This is a genomic window from Shewanella sp. SACH (assembly GCF_001887095.2).
Taxonomy (GTDB): domain Bacteria; phylum Pseudomonadota; class Gammaproteobacteria; order Enterobacterales; family Shewanellaceae; genus Shewanella; species Shewanella baltica.
Genome location: NZ_MPDG02000007.1, coordinates 55,119 through 71,881 on the forward strand (window position 1 = coordinate 55,119; position 16,763 = coordinate 71,881).

Below are 16,763 nucleotides of genomic sequence, written 5' to 3' on the forward strand. Positions count from 1 at the left end.
GCGACGGCAAATAAATTAGTATGATAGTGGTCAGGTGTGCACTAGCGCAAACATTGAACGCGAGAAGTTGCCATTCGCAGTAAATAAGAGCAACATAACGGCGTTTTTGAGCGCAAACGGCTCAAAAGCAAATTCTCAGGGCGGGGTGAAACTCCCCACCGGCGGTAAATGGGTAACGCTAAGTGATTATTTAACTGAGCATCCCCAAAGCCCGCGAGCGCCCGAAATCACTTTCGGGGTCAGCAGATCTGGTGCCTTAGATTTTGCCTAGTGCAAAACTGACTATTCCAGAGCCGACGGTAATGGACTGTTTGCTTTAATGGCGACAGTACTGAGTCCGGATGGAAGAGAATGTAAGACAACACCTTGTGGTATTTAAGTGCAACGCGCTTATGTATCGCAGTGTTAGCCTCATGTTTTGCAATAACTTCACCCCAAAGTGAAGTGATATTGCTACAGCAAAATCGAGCCATTAGGTTTGATTAGGTTGTATTTCTACGCGCCCTGATTCTGGATATTCCAATGTCGTATTTTTTAAGGATATTAACCATGAATCAGTCTTTACTTGCTCCTTTTGGTACTGCTATCGAACGCGTTGAAGCGGGTCTTAATGCCCTGCGTCAAGGCCAAGGTGTGTTAGTTGTCGATGACGAAGATAGAGAAAACGAAGGCGATTTAATTTTCGCTGCCGAGACGTTGACGAACGCCCAAATGGCCATGCTCATCCGCGAATGTAGCGGTATTGTTTGCCTGTGTTTACCCGATGAAAAAATCAAAGCCCTCGAACTGCCTGCTATGGTCGAGCACAACTCGAGCCAATACGGCACGGCATTTACTGTGAGCATTGAAGCAACTGTCGGTGTAACGACTGGGGTTTCTGCCGCTGACCGCGTGACCACCATTAAAGCCGCGATTAGCGACAACGCTAAGCCAAGTGATCTCGCACGCCCAGGCCATGTGTATCCACTTCGCGCCCAACCGGGCGGCGTGCTAACCCGCCGCGGCCACACCGAAGGCACGATCGATTTAGTGCAACTCGCTGGCTTAAAACCTGCTGGTGTATTGTGTGAAGTCACCAATCCCGACGGCACTATGGCGCGTTTACCCGAAATTATCGCCTTCGGCGCACTGCACAATATGCCTGTGCTGACGATTGAAGATATAGTGGTCTACCGTAAATCGCTACTGGCGAAGGTCGGTTAAGTCAGACTTCAATGGCCTAAACTTAGGTCGTTGATTTAAGACGAAGGGACGTTTCGCTGCGGCAAACGTCCTTTTTATTGGGCTTTATTTGCAGTCCAACATCGCTTAACCCACCGGTTATACCATTCCCTGAATTACTGCCCATAAGGGCAATAAATAAAGCCATTCTTTCGAATGACAAAATACTGTGTCACATCACAGACAAATGAAATGTTTGTTTGATAGGCAAAAAATACACTAATAAAAATAGTTGCTTAGCTCGATATATAACAATCTGCTTAATTTCGTGACCTAGATTAGATATCCATAAACTAAAGGTCGCCGTGACTGGCCGCCTATGTTAAATATTCTCACCCTGTGCCTAGTTCCATTTTCAACTCAAGTTCAACGTGATGACGTTGAATTTCTTTTTTAGCTAGGCGAACGAGTGGAGTGATCTTTAATGCCGTCAGCGCTACACCACCTCAGTTTGAAGCAAAAGCTCATTCTGTTTTCGCTTGTCCCCTTGTTGATGATGAGTTTTTTTATTCTGACTCGCATGCATGGCTTAATAAATGAATCACACTCGGCCAAGCACAACCATCTTGCAGTGCAGACGACGGTACAAATCACTGAATTACTGTATCAGTTGCAGAACGAATATGGCCTTAGCACCAATCAACTGCCCGCCGATAACGCGCTAGTCGCGCAACAACAGGCGACCTCCAACGCATTCAATACGTTACTTAACAGCGAACCTTTAGCCCACCTCAATGAGGCGCTCGAGCCTAAGAGTATTGAAGCCAGTCAGATGAACGCATTATTAGATGCCATCACACTCACGGGCCACAGACTCGCCAACGCACGCCAAACCTTTGCGAGCGAAACACAAAGCCCGTTTACTGACCTCTATAGTCAACTGCACACTCAGCTGTTGCAGCTCATTCAACTATTGCAGTTACAGACCAACGAAATCAGCCAATCCCGCGCCTATACCGATTTATTGAACCTGCTAATGGTGCAGGAACTCGCCGTAAAAGAACGTAGCGCGATCAATCATTTGTTACTCAGCGACTCACTCAATCTGAATGATTACCGCACCATAGGCTCCTTCATGTATGAATATGGCCGAGCTGTGATGCACGCGAGCAATGCAGCGATTTCCGATAGAAAATCGTTACTGCAAAACCTGCAAGATTCGCCAGAGAATCAACGTATTCTGCAGATAAGCCAACAAATTGAGCAGCAAACCCGCATTAGCGCACTGGCACAGAATATTAATGCCAACTTAGGTTACGGTGGCTTAATGGGGAGTTTTCAGGACTATCTGCTGAAGGGCGATAACGTTTCACTGCAAAAATTTAATAGCGCGCTGGCGACGATTCATCTCAACTTAGATGAACTCAATCACGAGACCCGCTTTCTCCCCAAATTTAAGCCGGCGCTGAAAACCATTGAGGACAGCATAGATCAATACCAGTTCAGTATGGCCAAGCTGCTGCAATTGAAGCAGCAAGGCTTGCCGATGGCGGAGATCAACGCCATCGCGCAAGTCCCAGCCAGTGAGGACAAGTTAAGCCAAGCGATGACACAGCTGTTAATGCCGCCACATCCGATTGACAGCCAAAAATGGTGGGCGCTCACCACCCAGCGTATTGAACAACTGCATCAACTCGCCAAAGACATCACCCAGACCATGGCGCAACAGAGCGAGTATCAACAAAACCAAGCCCTGACCTTCCTCGGCCTGTACTTGTTATCAGCGCTGTTCACCGCAACCGTTACACTCTGGCTCGGACAGAAGATCATTCGCAACTTTATGGATAAAATCACTAAGATTGCCAATGACATGCAGCAAATGGCGGAAGATCCTAAGCTCAATATCAATATCCGCGTTTCAGGTACTGATGAACTTGCTCGCATGGCCCGTGCCATGAACCGGATGATCAGCGAACGGCAGAAGGCGAACCATGCGCTCACCCGCGCCGCTGCGGTATTTGACTATTCTGCCGAGGGCATAATGGTGACTGATGCCGACAACCATATCGAACTGGTCAATCCGGCTTTCTGCAATATTACTGGCTATACATTGGAAGACGTGAAAGGCCGCAGTCCATCCATCCTCAGTTCTAGCCGTCATTCGCAACACTTTTACACCACCATGTGGGAGTCGCTGCAAACAGAAGGAAAATGGGAGGGCGAGGTTTGGAATAAACGCAAAAATGGCCAAGTGTATCCCGAGTATTTAGCCATTACTGTGGTGCGAAATGAGCAAGGACAAATAATCCAACACATTGGTTTATTTATGGATATCAGTAAACGTAAGCAATATGAGCAAGATCTTTGGTATCAAGCCAACTTCGATGCGTTAACGGGGCTGCCTAATCGTAAGTTGTTTAATGAGCGCCTGCAGCACGAAATCCATGTGGCGCAGCATGACTCACGCAAACTGGCGATTCTGCTGATAGATTTAGACCAATTCAAATACATCAACGATGTGCAAGGCCATGCCACGGGCGACTTATTACTTAAAGATGTGGCCAAACGCTTAGAAGGCATTGCGGGTAAAACCGACTTTATCGCCCGCATCGGGGGTGATGAATTTGTACTTATTCTGCCACGACTGACCAACGAACTCGCCATCGAACACATGGCAACGCGTATTATCGAAACCTTAGGCATGCCGTTTGACTTAAATGACCGTGAGATCCAGATTTCAGCCAGCTTTGGTATCGGCGTCTATCCCGAAGATGGCCTCGATGTCAGCTCACTCACCCGCAATACCGAAACCGCCATGTATCAAGCTAAAGATGCGGGACGGAACAACTTCAAATACTTTACCGCGGGCATGAATGAAGCCATGTTCGCTCGGATGGAGTTAGAGCAACGCCTGCGCCGCGCCGTGGCACAAAATGAATTTGCCCTGCATTATCAACCCATAGTGGATATGCAAACTGGAGTCGTCTGCAGCGTCGAAGCCCTCATCCGCTGGCAAGACCCCGACTTTGGCCTGATCCCACCGGATCAATTTATCCCGCTGGCCGAAGAAACCGGACTGATAGAACCTATGGGCGAATGGGTGCTCAACCAAGCCATGCATGATCTCAGGCAGTGGCAGAAAAGTGGCTTAAAAATCAATGTTGCGATTAATGTTTCTGGCCGCCAATGTATCAACACCCGTGGCATGGGATTCGACCAAGTGCTGCAGGAATGCTTTAACCGCCACCATGTGAACCCGCGCAATGTGCATATTGAGATCACAGAAAGCATGCTGATGGGCGATGCCAGCCACTGCTTGAGCACACTCGAATCGATTCGCCATCTAGGCTCGCAAATCTATATCGATGACTTCGGTACGGGTTATTCTTCCCTGAGTTATTTGAAAAAATTCCCTATTTCAGTGATTAAAATCGATCGTAGCTTTGTGGAAAATGCCCTCGAAAGTAACGCTAATGCTAACTTAGTCAAAGCCATCGTCATGATGGGGCAAAGTCTCGAAATGGAGTTAGTGGCCGAAGGCATAGAAACCGAAGCCCAGTGGCACTTCCTGCGGGATTTAGGGTGCCACTTCGCCCAAGGATATTTGATCTCTAAACCGCTGCCCTTCGACGAGATCACCCCCTTGCTGCACATCAAGCACACAGCACTGCTCAACCACGATTACCAAGATAGATGCGTGAATATCTGAGATGCTGAAAGCTAGTAACTAATAGCAAAAAGAATTGAAGAATAAATAGCAAAAAAGCAGCCTAGGCTGCTTTTTTGTGGCGAATAAAATGCGCTTAAGCCTGTGGTTGGCCTTGACCGTTCATTATGCTTTCGCCGCCCTTAGAGGCTAACTTAGCTAAATCTTTATCAATAAAGAACAGCGCCTTACCATCTTCACCCACTAAACGTATCTTATCGACAATCGACTTGAACAGCTTTTCTTCTTCGTGCTGCTCGGCCACATACCATTGCAGGAAATTAAAGGTTGAGTAGTCTTGATTCGAAAAGGCGGCATGGGCCAAGGCATTGATCTGACTGGTGATCAACTGCTCATGCTCATAGGTAAGTTCGAACAGAGCCAGTAAAGAACTAAACTGTGACTGCGGCGCTTCGATCGCCCCTAACAAAGGTAAGCCACCGGTTTCACTCACATAAGTGAACAGACGACGCATATGGCCCATCTCTTCGTCCGCGTGCTCACGCATAAACTTAGCTGCACCTTCAAATCCCTGATCTTCACACCATGCGCTCATTTGCAGGTATAAATTTGAGGAGAAGAACTCCATATTAATTTGTTCATTCAACTTTTCGATCATAGTGGCTGACAGCATAGTAAATCCTCTTTTGCATTCGAACTGAATCATGGGGCACATTGTCATCAAGGGGGTCGACAAAAGCAACAAAATTTACCTTTAGATTTTTAGCTAAGTTAATGATTCATAGATAAAAATGATTTTCATTTGTCCAGCGACTCGCGTTCAGCCTTCGACTTAGCAGCGCAAATTGCGTTACTTCTTGCTAGGTTATCATCCAAAGTGGCAGGAAAAACTGACTGGCCTATCACAGAAACTCACATGCAAATCATAGCCATCGCCGATCACCGTGGCATAATAGCCAATCATAGTCAGGTGGAAATTCATTCAGCGTCATCACGACCCATTGCATATAAGGCAGACCCTCATGTCCGTAAAAGCCGATCCTTGTTCGCAACCTAGCTTAATGCATCCAGATCAAGCTATTCCCCTTTTGCTCGAACAAGTTAGCCCAGTGTCAGACACCGAAGTCGTATTGCTTCCCCATGCCCTTGGCCGCGTCCTTGCAGAAGATCTCGCTTCCTGCATCGACCTGCCACCCTTCGACAACTCCTCCATGGACGGTTACGCCTTCCGTTTTGTCGACTTGAATACGCAAACCAATCATACCTCATTGCGCCTTATCGGCAGTTCGTTCGCCGGCCATGGTTTTGAAGGTGAAGCCAAACCTAATACTTGCATACGGATCATGACGGGCGCGCCCGTGCCTGCGGGTTATGACACAGTACAAATGCAGGAAGAAGCCGAAGTTGAAGGTGAGATTATTCATATTCGCCATCCTAAGGCGCAAGGTGCCAATGTGCGTTGCCGTGGTGAAGAGCTGACCCAAGGCACTAAAGTACTTACTGCTGGTATTCAAATTGGCGCCGCCGAGCTCGGCGTGTTAGCCACTATTGGTATCAGCCAAGTGCGAGTCTATCGTCAACTTAAGGTGGCGTTTTTCTCCACGGGTGATGAACTGCGTCCTGTTGGCAGCGAACTCGCGCCGGGGCAAATTTACGATTCAAACCGTTACTCGATTCAAGGTTTACTCAGCCGCGCTAATGTTGAATGGCTCGATTTAGGCGTGATTGCCGATGATCCTGAAGCCATACGTCAGGCATTTCGCCAAGCCGCCAGCCAAGCAGACATGGTGCTGACCTCGGGCGGCGTGTCGGTCGGCGAAGCGGATTTCACGAAACAAATTCTCGATGAAGAAGGCAAAATCACCTTCTGGAAACTCGCCATCAAACCAGGCAAGCCTTTCGCCATGGGCAAAATTGGCAAGGCGGTATTCTGTGGTTTACCGGGGAATCCCGTGTCTTCTATGGTGACGTTTTACAAACTCGTTTGGCCAATACTGAACAAGATGCAGGGTTTAACCCCAGTCGCACCTTTGATGTTAGACGCCACTCTGACAACACCTGTGCGTAAACAACCGGGCCGCGTCGAATATCAACGGGGCATTTTAAGCCGTAATGCACAAGGTAAACTCGAGGTTGCCATTACTGGTAGCCAAGGTTCTGGCATGTTGACTTCAATGAGCCTAGCGAACTGTTTCGTTTTATTGGAACAATTCCAAGGGGATACACCCGCAGGCACCCAAGTGACGGTCGAGCCCTTTAACAGCGTGCTCTGCTAGGAAAATCTCAATGAATGTGCCTGACGATATTCTCAGCGACAGCGAACTCTTAAGATACAGCCGTCAGATCTCCATCAAAGCCATGGATATCGACGGCCAAGAACACCTAAAACAAGCGAAAGTGTTGATGATAGGTGCAGGCGGATTAGGCTGCGCCGCTAGCCAATACCTCACAGTTGCAGGGATTGGCGAGCTGACCTTGGTCGATTTTGATCACGTTGAACTTTCTAACCTGCAGCGCCAAGTGCTGCATCAAGATGCCAATGTCGGCCAGCCAAAAGTCGAATCGGCCAAACAGAGCCTGAGTCAGCTCAATCCCTTTATTAAGATCAACATTATCAATGCAGTATTAGATGATCATGAGATTGACGCCCTTGTCGCCAATCACAATCTAGTGCTCGACTGCACCGATAATGTCAGTGTGCGCGAACAACTCAATCTCAGCTGCTTTAAGCATAAAGTGCCCTTAGTGTCCGCGGCGGCAATTCGCATGGAAGGCATGGTCACAGTGTTCGATTATTACAGCGAAACACCTTGTTATCATTGCTTTAGCGCCCTATTTGGCGAGCAACAACTCAGCTGCGTCGAGTCGGGCATCCTAGCCCCTGTCGTCGGCATGATAGGTTGCTTGCAGGCGGTTGAAGCCATCAAGGTGATCACTGGTATGGGTAAAACCTTAGCGGGCCGCATTTTGATGATCGATGCGATGACGATGGAGTTTCGTGAGATGAAACTACCGAAACACAGCAACTGCAGTGTCTGTGGTACTCAGGCTTAAGATATTCTCGCTTGAAAAACGGCTTTACTTGCCTTAACTTAGCCCAACGCTGGTGATGCTGAACGACCAGTTAACATAAGGAAATCACAAGGAAAACATATGGATTCGGAAAACAGTGTATTTGATCGTATGACCACAGACGATCCCATCGTTGGCGCAGGTATGTACAACCTCGTTATCGGCCTCACGCTGATTTGGGGTTTTGCGGTTAACTATTGGATGGTCACCAATATCGACCCAGAAGCGATTGCCAGCGTGAATCCTTGGATTTTCTTTATTGGCTATTTTGCCTCCTGTTTTTTTGGGATTTATCTGTTTCAAAAATCGAGCAATCCCGTCGTCAGCTTTATTGGCTACAACTTTGTAGTCGTCCCCTTCGGCTTAATTATCAATATGGTAGTCAGTCAATACGACCCTGAGTTAGTGACGGAAGCCATTCGAATCACAGGCCTAGTGACCATTGCCATGATGTGTTTGGGCACACTCTTTCCCGCCTTTTTCCAAAAAATTTCCGGCGCACTCACGATTGCTTTGGTACTCGTCATCGTCGTCGAACTGATTGAAGTGTTTATCTTTAATACCCACCACGGGATTTTAGATTGGATCGTCGTGCTGATTTTCTGCGGGTATATTGGTTACGACTGGGGACGGGCGAATCAAATTCCAAAAACTATAGATAATGCCATCGATAGCGCAGCCGCTTTGTATATGGATATCATCAACTTATTCCTCCGCATTCTGCGGATTCTAGGGCGCAAATAAGTCACCAAGGAGTATCTATGAAAATCCTATTACCGCTTGCTGCAGCTTTACTGCTGGCAACTGTAGCACTCGTGGGTTGCGGCGAAGCTGAAAAGCCTGCTGCGCAAGTTAAAATTGCCAATCCAGCCTCAGAGTATTGCATCTCCCTCGGTGGTAGCTTGGCAATAGAGAAAACCGCCGAAGGTGAGCATGGCATCTGTACCTTGCCAAACGGTGATGCCATGGAAGAGTGGGCGTTATTCCGCCGTGATCATCAGGAAGAAAAGCCGCAGTAACAGTGGTTCTTTTTACCTTTAAAAAACAGGCGCCAATAATGGCGCCTGTTTTGTTATTAAGTAAACTGAAAATCTTAATTGGCTAAGTGCTCAGCGCGCCAGATTTTGCGCTTAGCGGCCGACTGAAAGCTCCACGCTAAGACCCGCGTAATTTTATTGCCTTGCTGCATTTCAATCGTCTTCACAGTATCGACGTTCAACTGTGCTAAGGCTTGATAACAAGGTTTCAGGTTTTCTTGCTTCGACACTAGGCTAGTGAACCACAGGCATTGGTCTGCAAACATCTGACTCTCACGGATCATGGTCGCCAAGAACTGTCGCTCTCCACCTTGGCACCAAAGCTCTGCCGCTTGGCCGCCGAAATTCAGCTTAGGTGCAGCCTTTACTGAGCTCCCCCGATTAAGCTGTAGATTATTCACCTTACGCTTTGTACCTTCGCTCGCCTCGGCCATAGAGGCATGAAACGGAGGATTACACAGGGTTAACTCAAAACGTTCTTCGGCTTGAATAATTCCCTTGAAGACCGCCTTGTCATCCGGCTGTAATCGTAAACTTATCCGCCCTTGCAGCACGGGGTTTTGCTCGATAATACTCTGCACATTGGCGAGTGAATGGGCATTGATATCCGAGGCAACATATTGCCAGCCGTACACTTGGCAGCCCAATATGGGATAAATGCCGTTCGCGCCCGTGCCAATATCCAGCACCCTCGCCTTATCCATGGCACATGACTTATCGCCTTCGGCTAACAGATCTGCCACGTAATGCACATAGTCGACGCGACCGGGAATAGGAGGACATAACGCTCCTTCAGGAATATTCCAAGAACCAATTCCATAGTGATGTTTGAGTAGCGCCGCATTGAGGGTTTTAACTGCCAAGGGGTCGGCAAAATCTACCGATAGCGCGCCATAGGGCGTGGGCCGCACAAAGGTTTTTAGCTGAGGGAATGCAGCGTATAGCGCTGGAAAATCATAGCCATTCAAGTGGGCATTACGCGGATGCAGGGCTTTTTTGATTTCAGCTCTGGGTTTGTCTTTGCTTGGCTTTGCTCTGCCTTTACCTTCAGGTTTAGCCTGCTTGGGTGCTTTAACTTTTTGGCGGGGGTTCGCTGCGCGGGTTACAGTTTTCGCAGTCGCTGATTGAACGGATTTCACGGCAGGTTTTGACATAGCAGCTCTTGTAACGCAATGGGCCGAAATAAGTCAGCCCATAGAATAAGACAATGAATTAATCGTACAGATAAGAGGTAAAGAGTAAGTTTACAATCAAGGCCTTGCCCGCTTCTTTGGTGAGCAGATTATTGACCATATCGAAGCACTCACGACGGATTTCTTCACGGCCAGTGAGTGACTTAATCTTTTCTTCCGATTGATTACCCAATACTTCAACAATCGCGGCGCGCAATAGCGGATCGTGACGCTCAACTGTGACCAAATCATCTGGGCTCTTAACCATTAACTCGACGCTGATCTTCACAAAACCTAATTTCTTGCGGTTAGAAATGTAGTTAGTGACGATTTCGGGCTCAAAACCATAGTAGGCGTACTCACCCGTAGGCGTCGCTGCAGGTGCCGCTTCTTTTTCATCGGCCGCATAAACACTGAAAACAGTGGTAAACAGGATCAGACAGACTGAGAGTAATTTTTTCATAGCAGCTTACAGCTCCCTAAAAACAATAATGGTAATGGAAGAAACTTTCCCAATCTATCTGCCCGCGTCGCGACATGCTAGACTGCCGACGTTTGCCTATATTGTAACGAGTATTTAATGAATGTGACTAGCTTAAGCTTCCCCTATGGTGAATCTATTCAGTGGTTTTGTGCCGAAAGCGCTAACAAACTCCCCAAATCGCCCTTGAAAGAATGGTTACTTGCCACTGGCAGCCTAACGCAAAAACTCAAAACTTGCTGCACTCAATTTGAAGTCAAAGTCCTTGGCGAAGGACTGCATGCGCCCTTAGATGGCGAATACCCCCAGCAAGGCTCAGTATGGATCCGCGAAGTGTTACTTTGCCTCGACTCAATCCCTTGGGTATTTGCCAGAACCTTGATCCCCGAAAAGTTAATGGCCGAGCGCCAAGCGGATTTCCTTGGTCTGGGCACCCGCCCCTTAGGTGAACTGCTGTTTAGCCAAGATCATTTTATCCCAGGCAGAATTGAAGTCGCCAGTTTTGAGACCTGTAGCCGCCTCGCGCATTTAGCCGAAAGTTTAGATCAGAGTGTCGAACATGAACTCTGGGGACGCCGCCGCTATTTTCATCACGGTGAACACGAAATGATCGTCAGTGAAATCTTTCTGCCTGCGGCCGAGCAAGCTATCCGTCAGTTGTGAATCCAAGCTTGCTCTAATGACTAATGACAAATAAAAATGCCTCTAAATTAGAGGCATTTTTGATCTGCTATCACGCGATTAACTTAACGAATATTTAACTGGCGACGCCAAGTCAATAAGCCAAGGAAAGCAAGGCTCAACCAACCTAGACTACCACCGCCAGAACTCTCATTCGCCGGCGGAGTCACAGGAGGTGTGACAGGGGGCGTAACTGGTGCGGTAACAGTCACTATCAAACTACTAATATCCTTAGTATTTTGCGCATCAGTTACTGTAAGCGTCACAGTATAAGTGCCCGCCTTCGCATAGGTATGGGTTGGCGAAGCCGCTGTACTTGTGGTGCCATCACCAAAATCCCAAGCGTAGGTTAATGCCCCCATACCACCATTAATATTACTGGTGAAGCTTACAACTAATTGATTGACCGTATTAGTAAAACTGACTTTTAACGGCGCTACAGCATCAGAATTTGCATTTGCTAACCGAATCACAGCTGTGCTGTTATTGCCGGCTTGCGATAGTACCTGCATCGTCAAACCTAACTGCTGCAATACTATGCCTGACTGGGGTTGTAGCGGCGCGCTGTAATCAAAACTATCATCGAACAGGCTAACAGCATCGAGATTATTGTCACCTGCATAGAAAGTTTGTTTTACTGTGCTAAAGGCTGCATCGCGGATTTGTACCTCGGTAGAGCGAGTGCCAATCAGGTTTTGGTCGGCATCAATCACGCCAATCAAGCCATGGCCAGCATGATCGGAGACATTATTGTCACTGTAACCAAAATCTTCTAACCAGACTAATACACCAGGATCAAAACTTGCCACGTTTAAGCCAGCATCGACACCGTTATGGCTACGCAGTTGGATAAGATAGCGAGATGCCGCCCCAGGACGTGAGTCCTTAATCCGGCTATAACCATAGAACGTCACTTTATCCGCGATTTCGGCGTTATCACCATATAACTCAGTGGTATTTTGTTTAATACTGATGTTATCGAGAGTGATCCCTGACCCTCCGGTATAGTCATCGGTGACATAATTGATCTCGACAGCAATAGTTTTTCCAGAATATGCAGATAAATCATATTCTAACGTTACCCAAGCATCATTCCCTTCCGCCTGAGCAATCGCAGACGATTCGCCAGTAATAATATGGCGAGCGCTATTTATCCAATTGTTAGACTTAGTGTAATTACCCGCAATAGCCTCACCATCCACTTTCACCTGCATGTAGTCATAGTCACGTTCAATACTCCAACTAGCCTTCATGCTCAGACTAAGTTTATCCGTCGTTACCGTAGGTAAATTGACATTAAAAATCATGCTGTTATTAAGCATATCCCCTTGACCAGAATAATACTGATAACTGCCCTGATAAGGTTTTTTAAAGGGGATTGGCGTTGGAGGAAGTGGAATAGAGACTTGGTTAACCGCCTGATGATTAACCGCTTCATTCAACGTTACTTCCATGCCTGATTTAGGAATGCTATCTAAGGTGATTTCACGCTCATTCAACCACTTACCTTTATATCTTTCCTGTAGGTAAGAACGCGCATAGGGACTAAAACCACTCGGCTGGGCACCAGCGATAGCGCCAGCCCAACTACCACCAGACATTAAAGACCATAATCCCACAGGAGAGCCATCTTTATTGGGGTTATCAGTAGTATCGTATTCATCTGGCAGACCTAAATCATGGCCAAATTCGTGGGTACATACGCCCGTTGCAGCATCGATAGGCTGAATAGTGTAACCGAATACTTTTTTGTCCGTACCAGGAAGCGCATAGCCATTGGTTGCTTGGTCAACAAAAAATCGATGCGACCAAATTGCACTCGCGCCTAAAGCTCCACCACCGGCTTCTTCACCTATGCTAGAGTGGAAAATCATCACATGGTCGATAATGCCATCGGGCTCGTTGTAATTACCGTTGTTGTTAAAATCATTTTGATCTTCAACATCATAGCTAGCCAACTCTGCTGCAGACATATTCGCGACAGCTTGAGATACGGCTTCTTTTACCAGTTGCATCACCTGCGCATCGCTGCCAGAGTCAGGATCATTAGCACCATAGTATTCGGCATTTTGATTAGCGGTATACCAACCCTTTACGTCCCCAGTGAAGGAGAAAGTTTGTCCAGAAACCGCTTGATAATATTGATAGCCCGAATCTAAAGTCTGCCCCTGTGGACCTTTAAATCCCGCAGGCGAAAAGAGTAATTCCTTGTAGTGGGACACAGGATAACTCGGGTAATACATGGCCGTATCGCCCGCTTTTAAGCCATTGTTATCATGTTTTAAATCAGGGAAATCCACTAATACTGTGAGTACTTTAACGGTTTTTTTTACATCCGCATCAACCAGTAAACGTTGTGCGGGTGAGCGCATCATTTGCGATGACTTAGCTCTTTGCAGTCGCGCATGTTCAGCTTCAACTTCGATGCGCGGCGCCTTAGGTTGAGTCAAAGTGGCACGATGAATATACGCTTCTATCGCTTCCTGCTTTACGCTATCACTGGCATCGGCGGCCACTTCGCCACGTTTAATCAACCAATATAAAATTCGATCTTTATTAATCACCCCCGCATCTGCAGGCGTATGATTCGGAGCAGCAATACTCGCGCCGCTAATCAATGCCAACATCAGTCCAAACGCTGTCACGCCTTTTGCACTTCGCATTTTTAACATCCTTACTGTAACAGCCAACGCCATTCTATTTATTAAGACTAGTGTCTCTTTGCATTAAGACAAATTTGCCTTAATGAGTCATCTACTCAGGGTTTATCTATCTCAAGATAGAGAGACAGAGTTTTTGACATTATCAGCACTGCGTTGAAGTAACAACTTGATACATTGCTTCGCTGGCACGATTTACACTTTTGTCAGCGTTTATTCAGCAAACCTCTATGCTGAGGGCATTCCAGCCAAATCCCAGCCATAAAAAACCGCATTAACAGCGTTAATGCGGTTTCGTTTTAAGCGAGCGAGATAAATTTAGCCGGCGGTTTTTAGATAATTTGAAATACCGTCGAGGAACATTTGTACTGAGATCATGACCAATACCATGCCCATCAAACGCTCAACCGCAGTGAGGCCTTTTTCACCCAGCACACGGGTGAAGAGTTTATAAAACATTAAGATCACTGCGCTTGCCCCCCAAGCAGACACTAATGCTATGGTCCAATCGCCCATGCGTGAGCTATCGGTATGCGCCAGTAAGATCAAAGCCGCAAGAATCGATGGACCTGCCATCAAGGGAATGGCCATAGGCACGATAAATGGCTCTTCTCCCGCGGCTAATCCAACGACACCGCCGGGTTGGGGGAAAATCATTTTAATCGCGATAAGAAACAGAATAATACCACCCGCGATACTCACAGACTCAGAGCGAAGATTTAAGAAACTTAAGATAGCCTCACCCGCGTAAAGGAAAGACAACATGATCACTAAGGCGAAGAGTAACTCGCGGATCAATACCTTACGACGTTTCTTGGGATCGATATGCCGTAGAATCGACGCAAAAATCGGCAAATTCCCCAGGGGGTCCATGATCAAAAACAACATTACCGCAGCAGAAAATATATCCATTTAACGTATCAACACCCAAGCCAACATAAGCCCATATTGTATAACCTTTTCTCGGCTTAGATCTGAAAATTTCTCCGCAAAATGGTCAAAGTGAATAAAATTCGCCCCCGAAAACCCCAGCGCAAAATGTCAGTTTGGTAAATTGCCAGCAAGTCACTGCTCACTTTGCCTTACAGCTGGTATACTATGGCGTTTTTTCAGCAAATTTTCCGTGGAATCCATGCTCTATCTTCTTGCTAGCTGTATCGCACTCTTAATTGGGCCACTGTTTTATCGCTACTTTTCATCGGGCAGCGGATTACAGAAGGGGCTCGATGGCTTTATATTCGTCTCATTAGGCGGATTAGTGCTGATCCACATCTTGCCAGAGCTACTGCAGCATGGCGGTTTGTTAGCCGTAGTCTTTGTATTCCTAGGTATCTGGGGACCGACCGCTAGCGAACGCCTTTTCCACCGTTATTCAGAAATCACCCATAATCTCACCTTGTCCCTAGGGATTGGCGGCTTGCTACTGCACACCATCACCGACGGTGGCGCTATGGTATTGGCGCAGCAAGACGGCAGTTCGATCTTACTTGCCCTCGGGGTCATTATGCATCGCCTCCCCGTCGGCCTCGCCATTTGGTGGTTACTCAAACCTCAAGTCGGCACCCGCTGGGCTAGCTTAGTGCTGGTCGCTATGATGCTGCTTACAGGTGTAGGTTACTTTGCAGGCGAGCAATTAATTACTCAGCTCAGTTTAGAAAATACCGTTTATTTGCAAGCCTTTGTTACTGGTTCTATTTTGCATGTGGTGCTACATCAACCCCACGGCCAGCACGATACCGACAAGCAAGGCAAATACGAATACCAAGCTGGCATCGGCAGTTTGCTCGGCATAGGCTTGCTCGTTATGCTGCTCTTGATGGATTCTGGCGGCCACGAACATGCCCACCATGATCACAGCACAGAACAATTAATGACTTGGCTACTGACACTCGCGCCCATATTACTGCTGAGCTATGGTGCGGCAGCGCTACGCTTTAAATTAGGTCTGACACCGCAGGATAGCAGCTTAGCCCGTCGCTGGTTCCAACGCTTAGCAGGGCCAGAAGCCTTAGTGATCACCGCCCTGTTGCTCGGTCCTTGGCTAGCGTTATTCCAGTTACTTGTGGTTTTTATTCTTAGCGCTTATTTAAGTCACGCTAACGTCACTATTACCGATCCGCATACTAAATTACCCAGTAATTCCCTACGTTTCGGCTTTGCACATTTAGTCGATCGCAGCGCACCGTGGATTTTACTCAGCCTAGTGCTAGTGAATTTAATCGGCCATCCTTCAGTGCCATTAAGCAATCCGCTGCTGCAGGTTATAGTGCTGTTACTCGTATTCTTACCTATGCGTTTCTGCAACTTAGGCGCAGCGGTGCTGGCTCTTGCACTGGCCTATAGTGGCTGGAGCCCTATCGCGATTATGATGCCGCTGATTGCCGCACCTGTGCTTAACATAGCGCAGCTTAAGTTAATGACATGGCCGCAAAGGGCGATATTACTGAGTATTATTGCGCTGAGTTTAGTCGCAGCACTGCGTTTGCCACTGTGGTTCTCCCTGTTCACTTTGCCGGAAGTGGTGAACTTAGTCGCGCTACTGATCCTGTCGGGATTATTTGCTGCCAGCTTACTGCGCTTAGGCCCACGTAAATTTCTACGCCGCTTAATGCTGAGTAAACCGGCAGCTCATGCGCATAGTCATTCGCACAGCCAAGCGCATGGCCATTCCCACGAACATGCACATAGCCATGAACCTAGCGCTTCACACACATCTGTGCAGAGCGCTGCTGAAACGCCTAGTGCCCATGATCATTCCGATGAACATACACACGATAAAGCAAAAGCAGATAAGCACTCGCACCACTAACACTGTTCATTTGTGAGCAGACA

At 47.4% G+C, this 16,763-nt stretch carries 13 protein-coding genes and 1 riboswitch; of the genes, 8 read left to right on the forward strand and 5 right to left on the reverse strand.

Annotated features, from left to right (window positions below):
- Positions 1–127 precede the first annotated feature (127 nt).
- A riboswitch (FMN riboswitch) is annotated at positions 128–357 on the forward strand.
- A gap of 192 nt (positions 358–549) precedes the next feature.
- Positions 550–1,203 (forward strand): 3,4-dihydroxy-2-butanone-4-phosphate synthase, encoded by a 654-nt coding sequence (ribB, locus tag BM607_RS19280; RefSeq protein ID WP_071940538.1) that lies wholly within the window; start codon positions 550–552, stop codon positions 1,201–1,203.
- A 442-nt stretch (positions 1,204–1,645) separates the two neighbouring features.
- Positions 1,646–4,870: an EAL domain-containing protein gene (locus BM607_RS19285; protein ID WP_071940539.1), complete on the forward strand. Its 3,225-nt coding sequence runs from the start codon at positions 1,646–1,648 to the stop codon at positions 4,868–4,870.
- 94 nt (positions 4,871–4,964) lie between these two features.
- Here BM607_RS19285 and ftnA read toward each other — a convergent pair whose 3' ends face one another.
- Positions 4,965–5,501 (reverse strand): non-heme ferritin, encoded by a 537-nt coding sequence (gene ftnA / locus BM607_RS19290; RefSeq protein ID WP_006083664.1) that lies wholly within the window; start codon positions 5,499–5,501, stop codon positions 4,965–4,967.
- A gap of 349 nt (positions 5,502–5,850) precedes the next feature.
- Between ftnA and moeA the strand changes: the two genes are divergently transcribed.
- The 4 genes from moeA to BM607_RS19310 all read left to right on the forward strand — a co-directional run bounded on the left by moeA (position 5,851) and on the right by BM607_RS19310 (position 8,919).
- Positions 5,851–7,104, forward strand: a complete 1,254-nt coding sequence (moeA, locus tag BM607_RS19295; protein ID WP_071940540.1) for a molybdopterin molybdotransferase MoeA — start codon at positions 5,851–5,853, stop codon at positions 7,102–7,104.
- Between the two features lie 10 nt (positions 7,105–7,114).
- Entirely contained in the window at positions 7,115–7,882 is a 768-nt protein-coding gene (gene moeB, locus BM607_RS19300) for a molybdopterin-synthase adenylyltransferase MoeB (RefSeq protein WP_071940541.1), read from the forward strand.
- Positions 7,883–7,981: 99 nt separating this feature from the next.
- Entirely contained in the window at positions 7,982–8,644 is a 663-nt protein-coding gene (locus BM607_RS19305) for a Bax inhibitor-1 family protein (RefSeq protein WP_006084906.1), read from the forward strand.
- A 17-nt stretch (positions 8,645–8,661) separates the two neighbouring features.
- Positions 8,662–8,919, forward strand: a complete 258-nt coding sequence (locus BM607_RS19310; protein WP_071940542.1) for a DUF333 domain-containing protein — start codon at positions 8,662–8,664, stop codon at positions 8,917–8,919.
- A gap of 74 nt (positions 8,920–8,993) precedes the next feature.
- On the opposite strand, the gene rlmF is transcribed toward BM607_RS19310, so the two are convergent.
- On the reverse strand, positions 8,994–10,091 hold the full coding sequence (gene rlmF / locus BM607_RS19315) for a 23S rRNA (adenine(1618)-N(6))-methyltransferase RlmF (protein ID WP_071940543.1): 1,098 nt from the start codon (positions 10,089–10,091) through the stop codon (positions 8,994–8,996).
- Between the two features lie 58 nt (positions 10,092–10,149).
- On the reverse strand, positions 10,150–10,572 hold the full coding sequence (locus BM607_RS19320) for a flagellar basal body-associated protein FliL (protein ID WP_011982074.1): 423 nt from the start codon (positions 10,570–10,572) through the stop codon (positions 10,150–10,152).
- Positions 10,573–10,689: 117 nt separating this feature from the next.
- Between BM607_RS19320 and BM607_RS19325 the strand changes: the two genes are divergently transcribed.
- Positions 10,690–11,253 carry a chorismate lyase gene (locus BM607_RS19325; protein ID WP_006084902.1) on the forward strand — a complete coding sequence of 188 codons (564 nt, stop codon included), beginning with the start codon at positions 10,690–10,692 and terminating at the stop codon, positions 11,251–11,253.
- Between the two features lie 83 nt (positions 11,254–11,336).
- On the opposite strand, the gene BM607_RS19330 is transcribed toward BM607_RS19325, so the two are convergent.
- Positions 11,337–13,934 carry an immune inhibitor A domain-containing protein gene (locus tag BM607_RS19330; protein ID WP_071940544.1) on the reverse strand — a complete coding sequence of 866 codons (2,598 nt, stop codon included), beginning with the start codon at positions 13,932–13,934 and terminating at the stop codon, positions 11,337–11,339.
- 315 nt (positions 13,935–14,249) lie between these two features.
- Complete coding sequence (locus BM607_RS19335) at positions 14,250–14,843, reverse strand: YhgN family NAAT transporter (RefSeq protein WP_011848195.1); 594 nt, start codon at positions 14,841–14,843, stop codon at positions 14,250–14,252.
- Positions 14,844–15,063: 220 nt separating this feature from the next.
- On the opposite strand from BM607_RS19335, the gene BM607_RS19340 reads away from it, so the two are divergent.
- Positions 15,064–16,740 (forward strand): metal transporter, encoded by a 1,677-nt coding sequence (locus tag BM607_RS19340; RefSeq protein WP_071940545.1) that lies wholly within the window; start codon positions 15,064–15,066, stop codon positions 16,738–16,740.
- Positions 16,741–16,763: the final 23 nt, after the last annotated feature.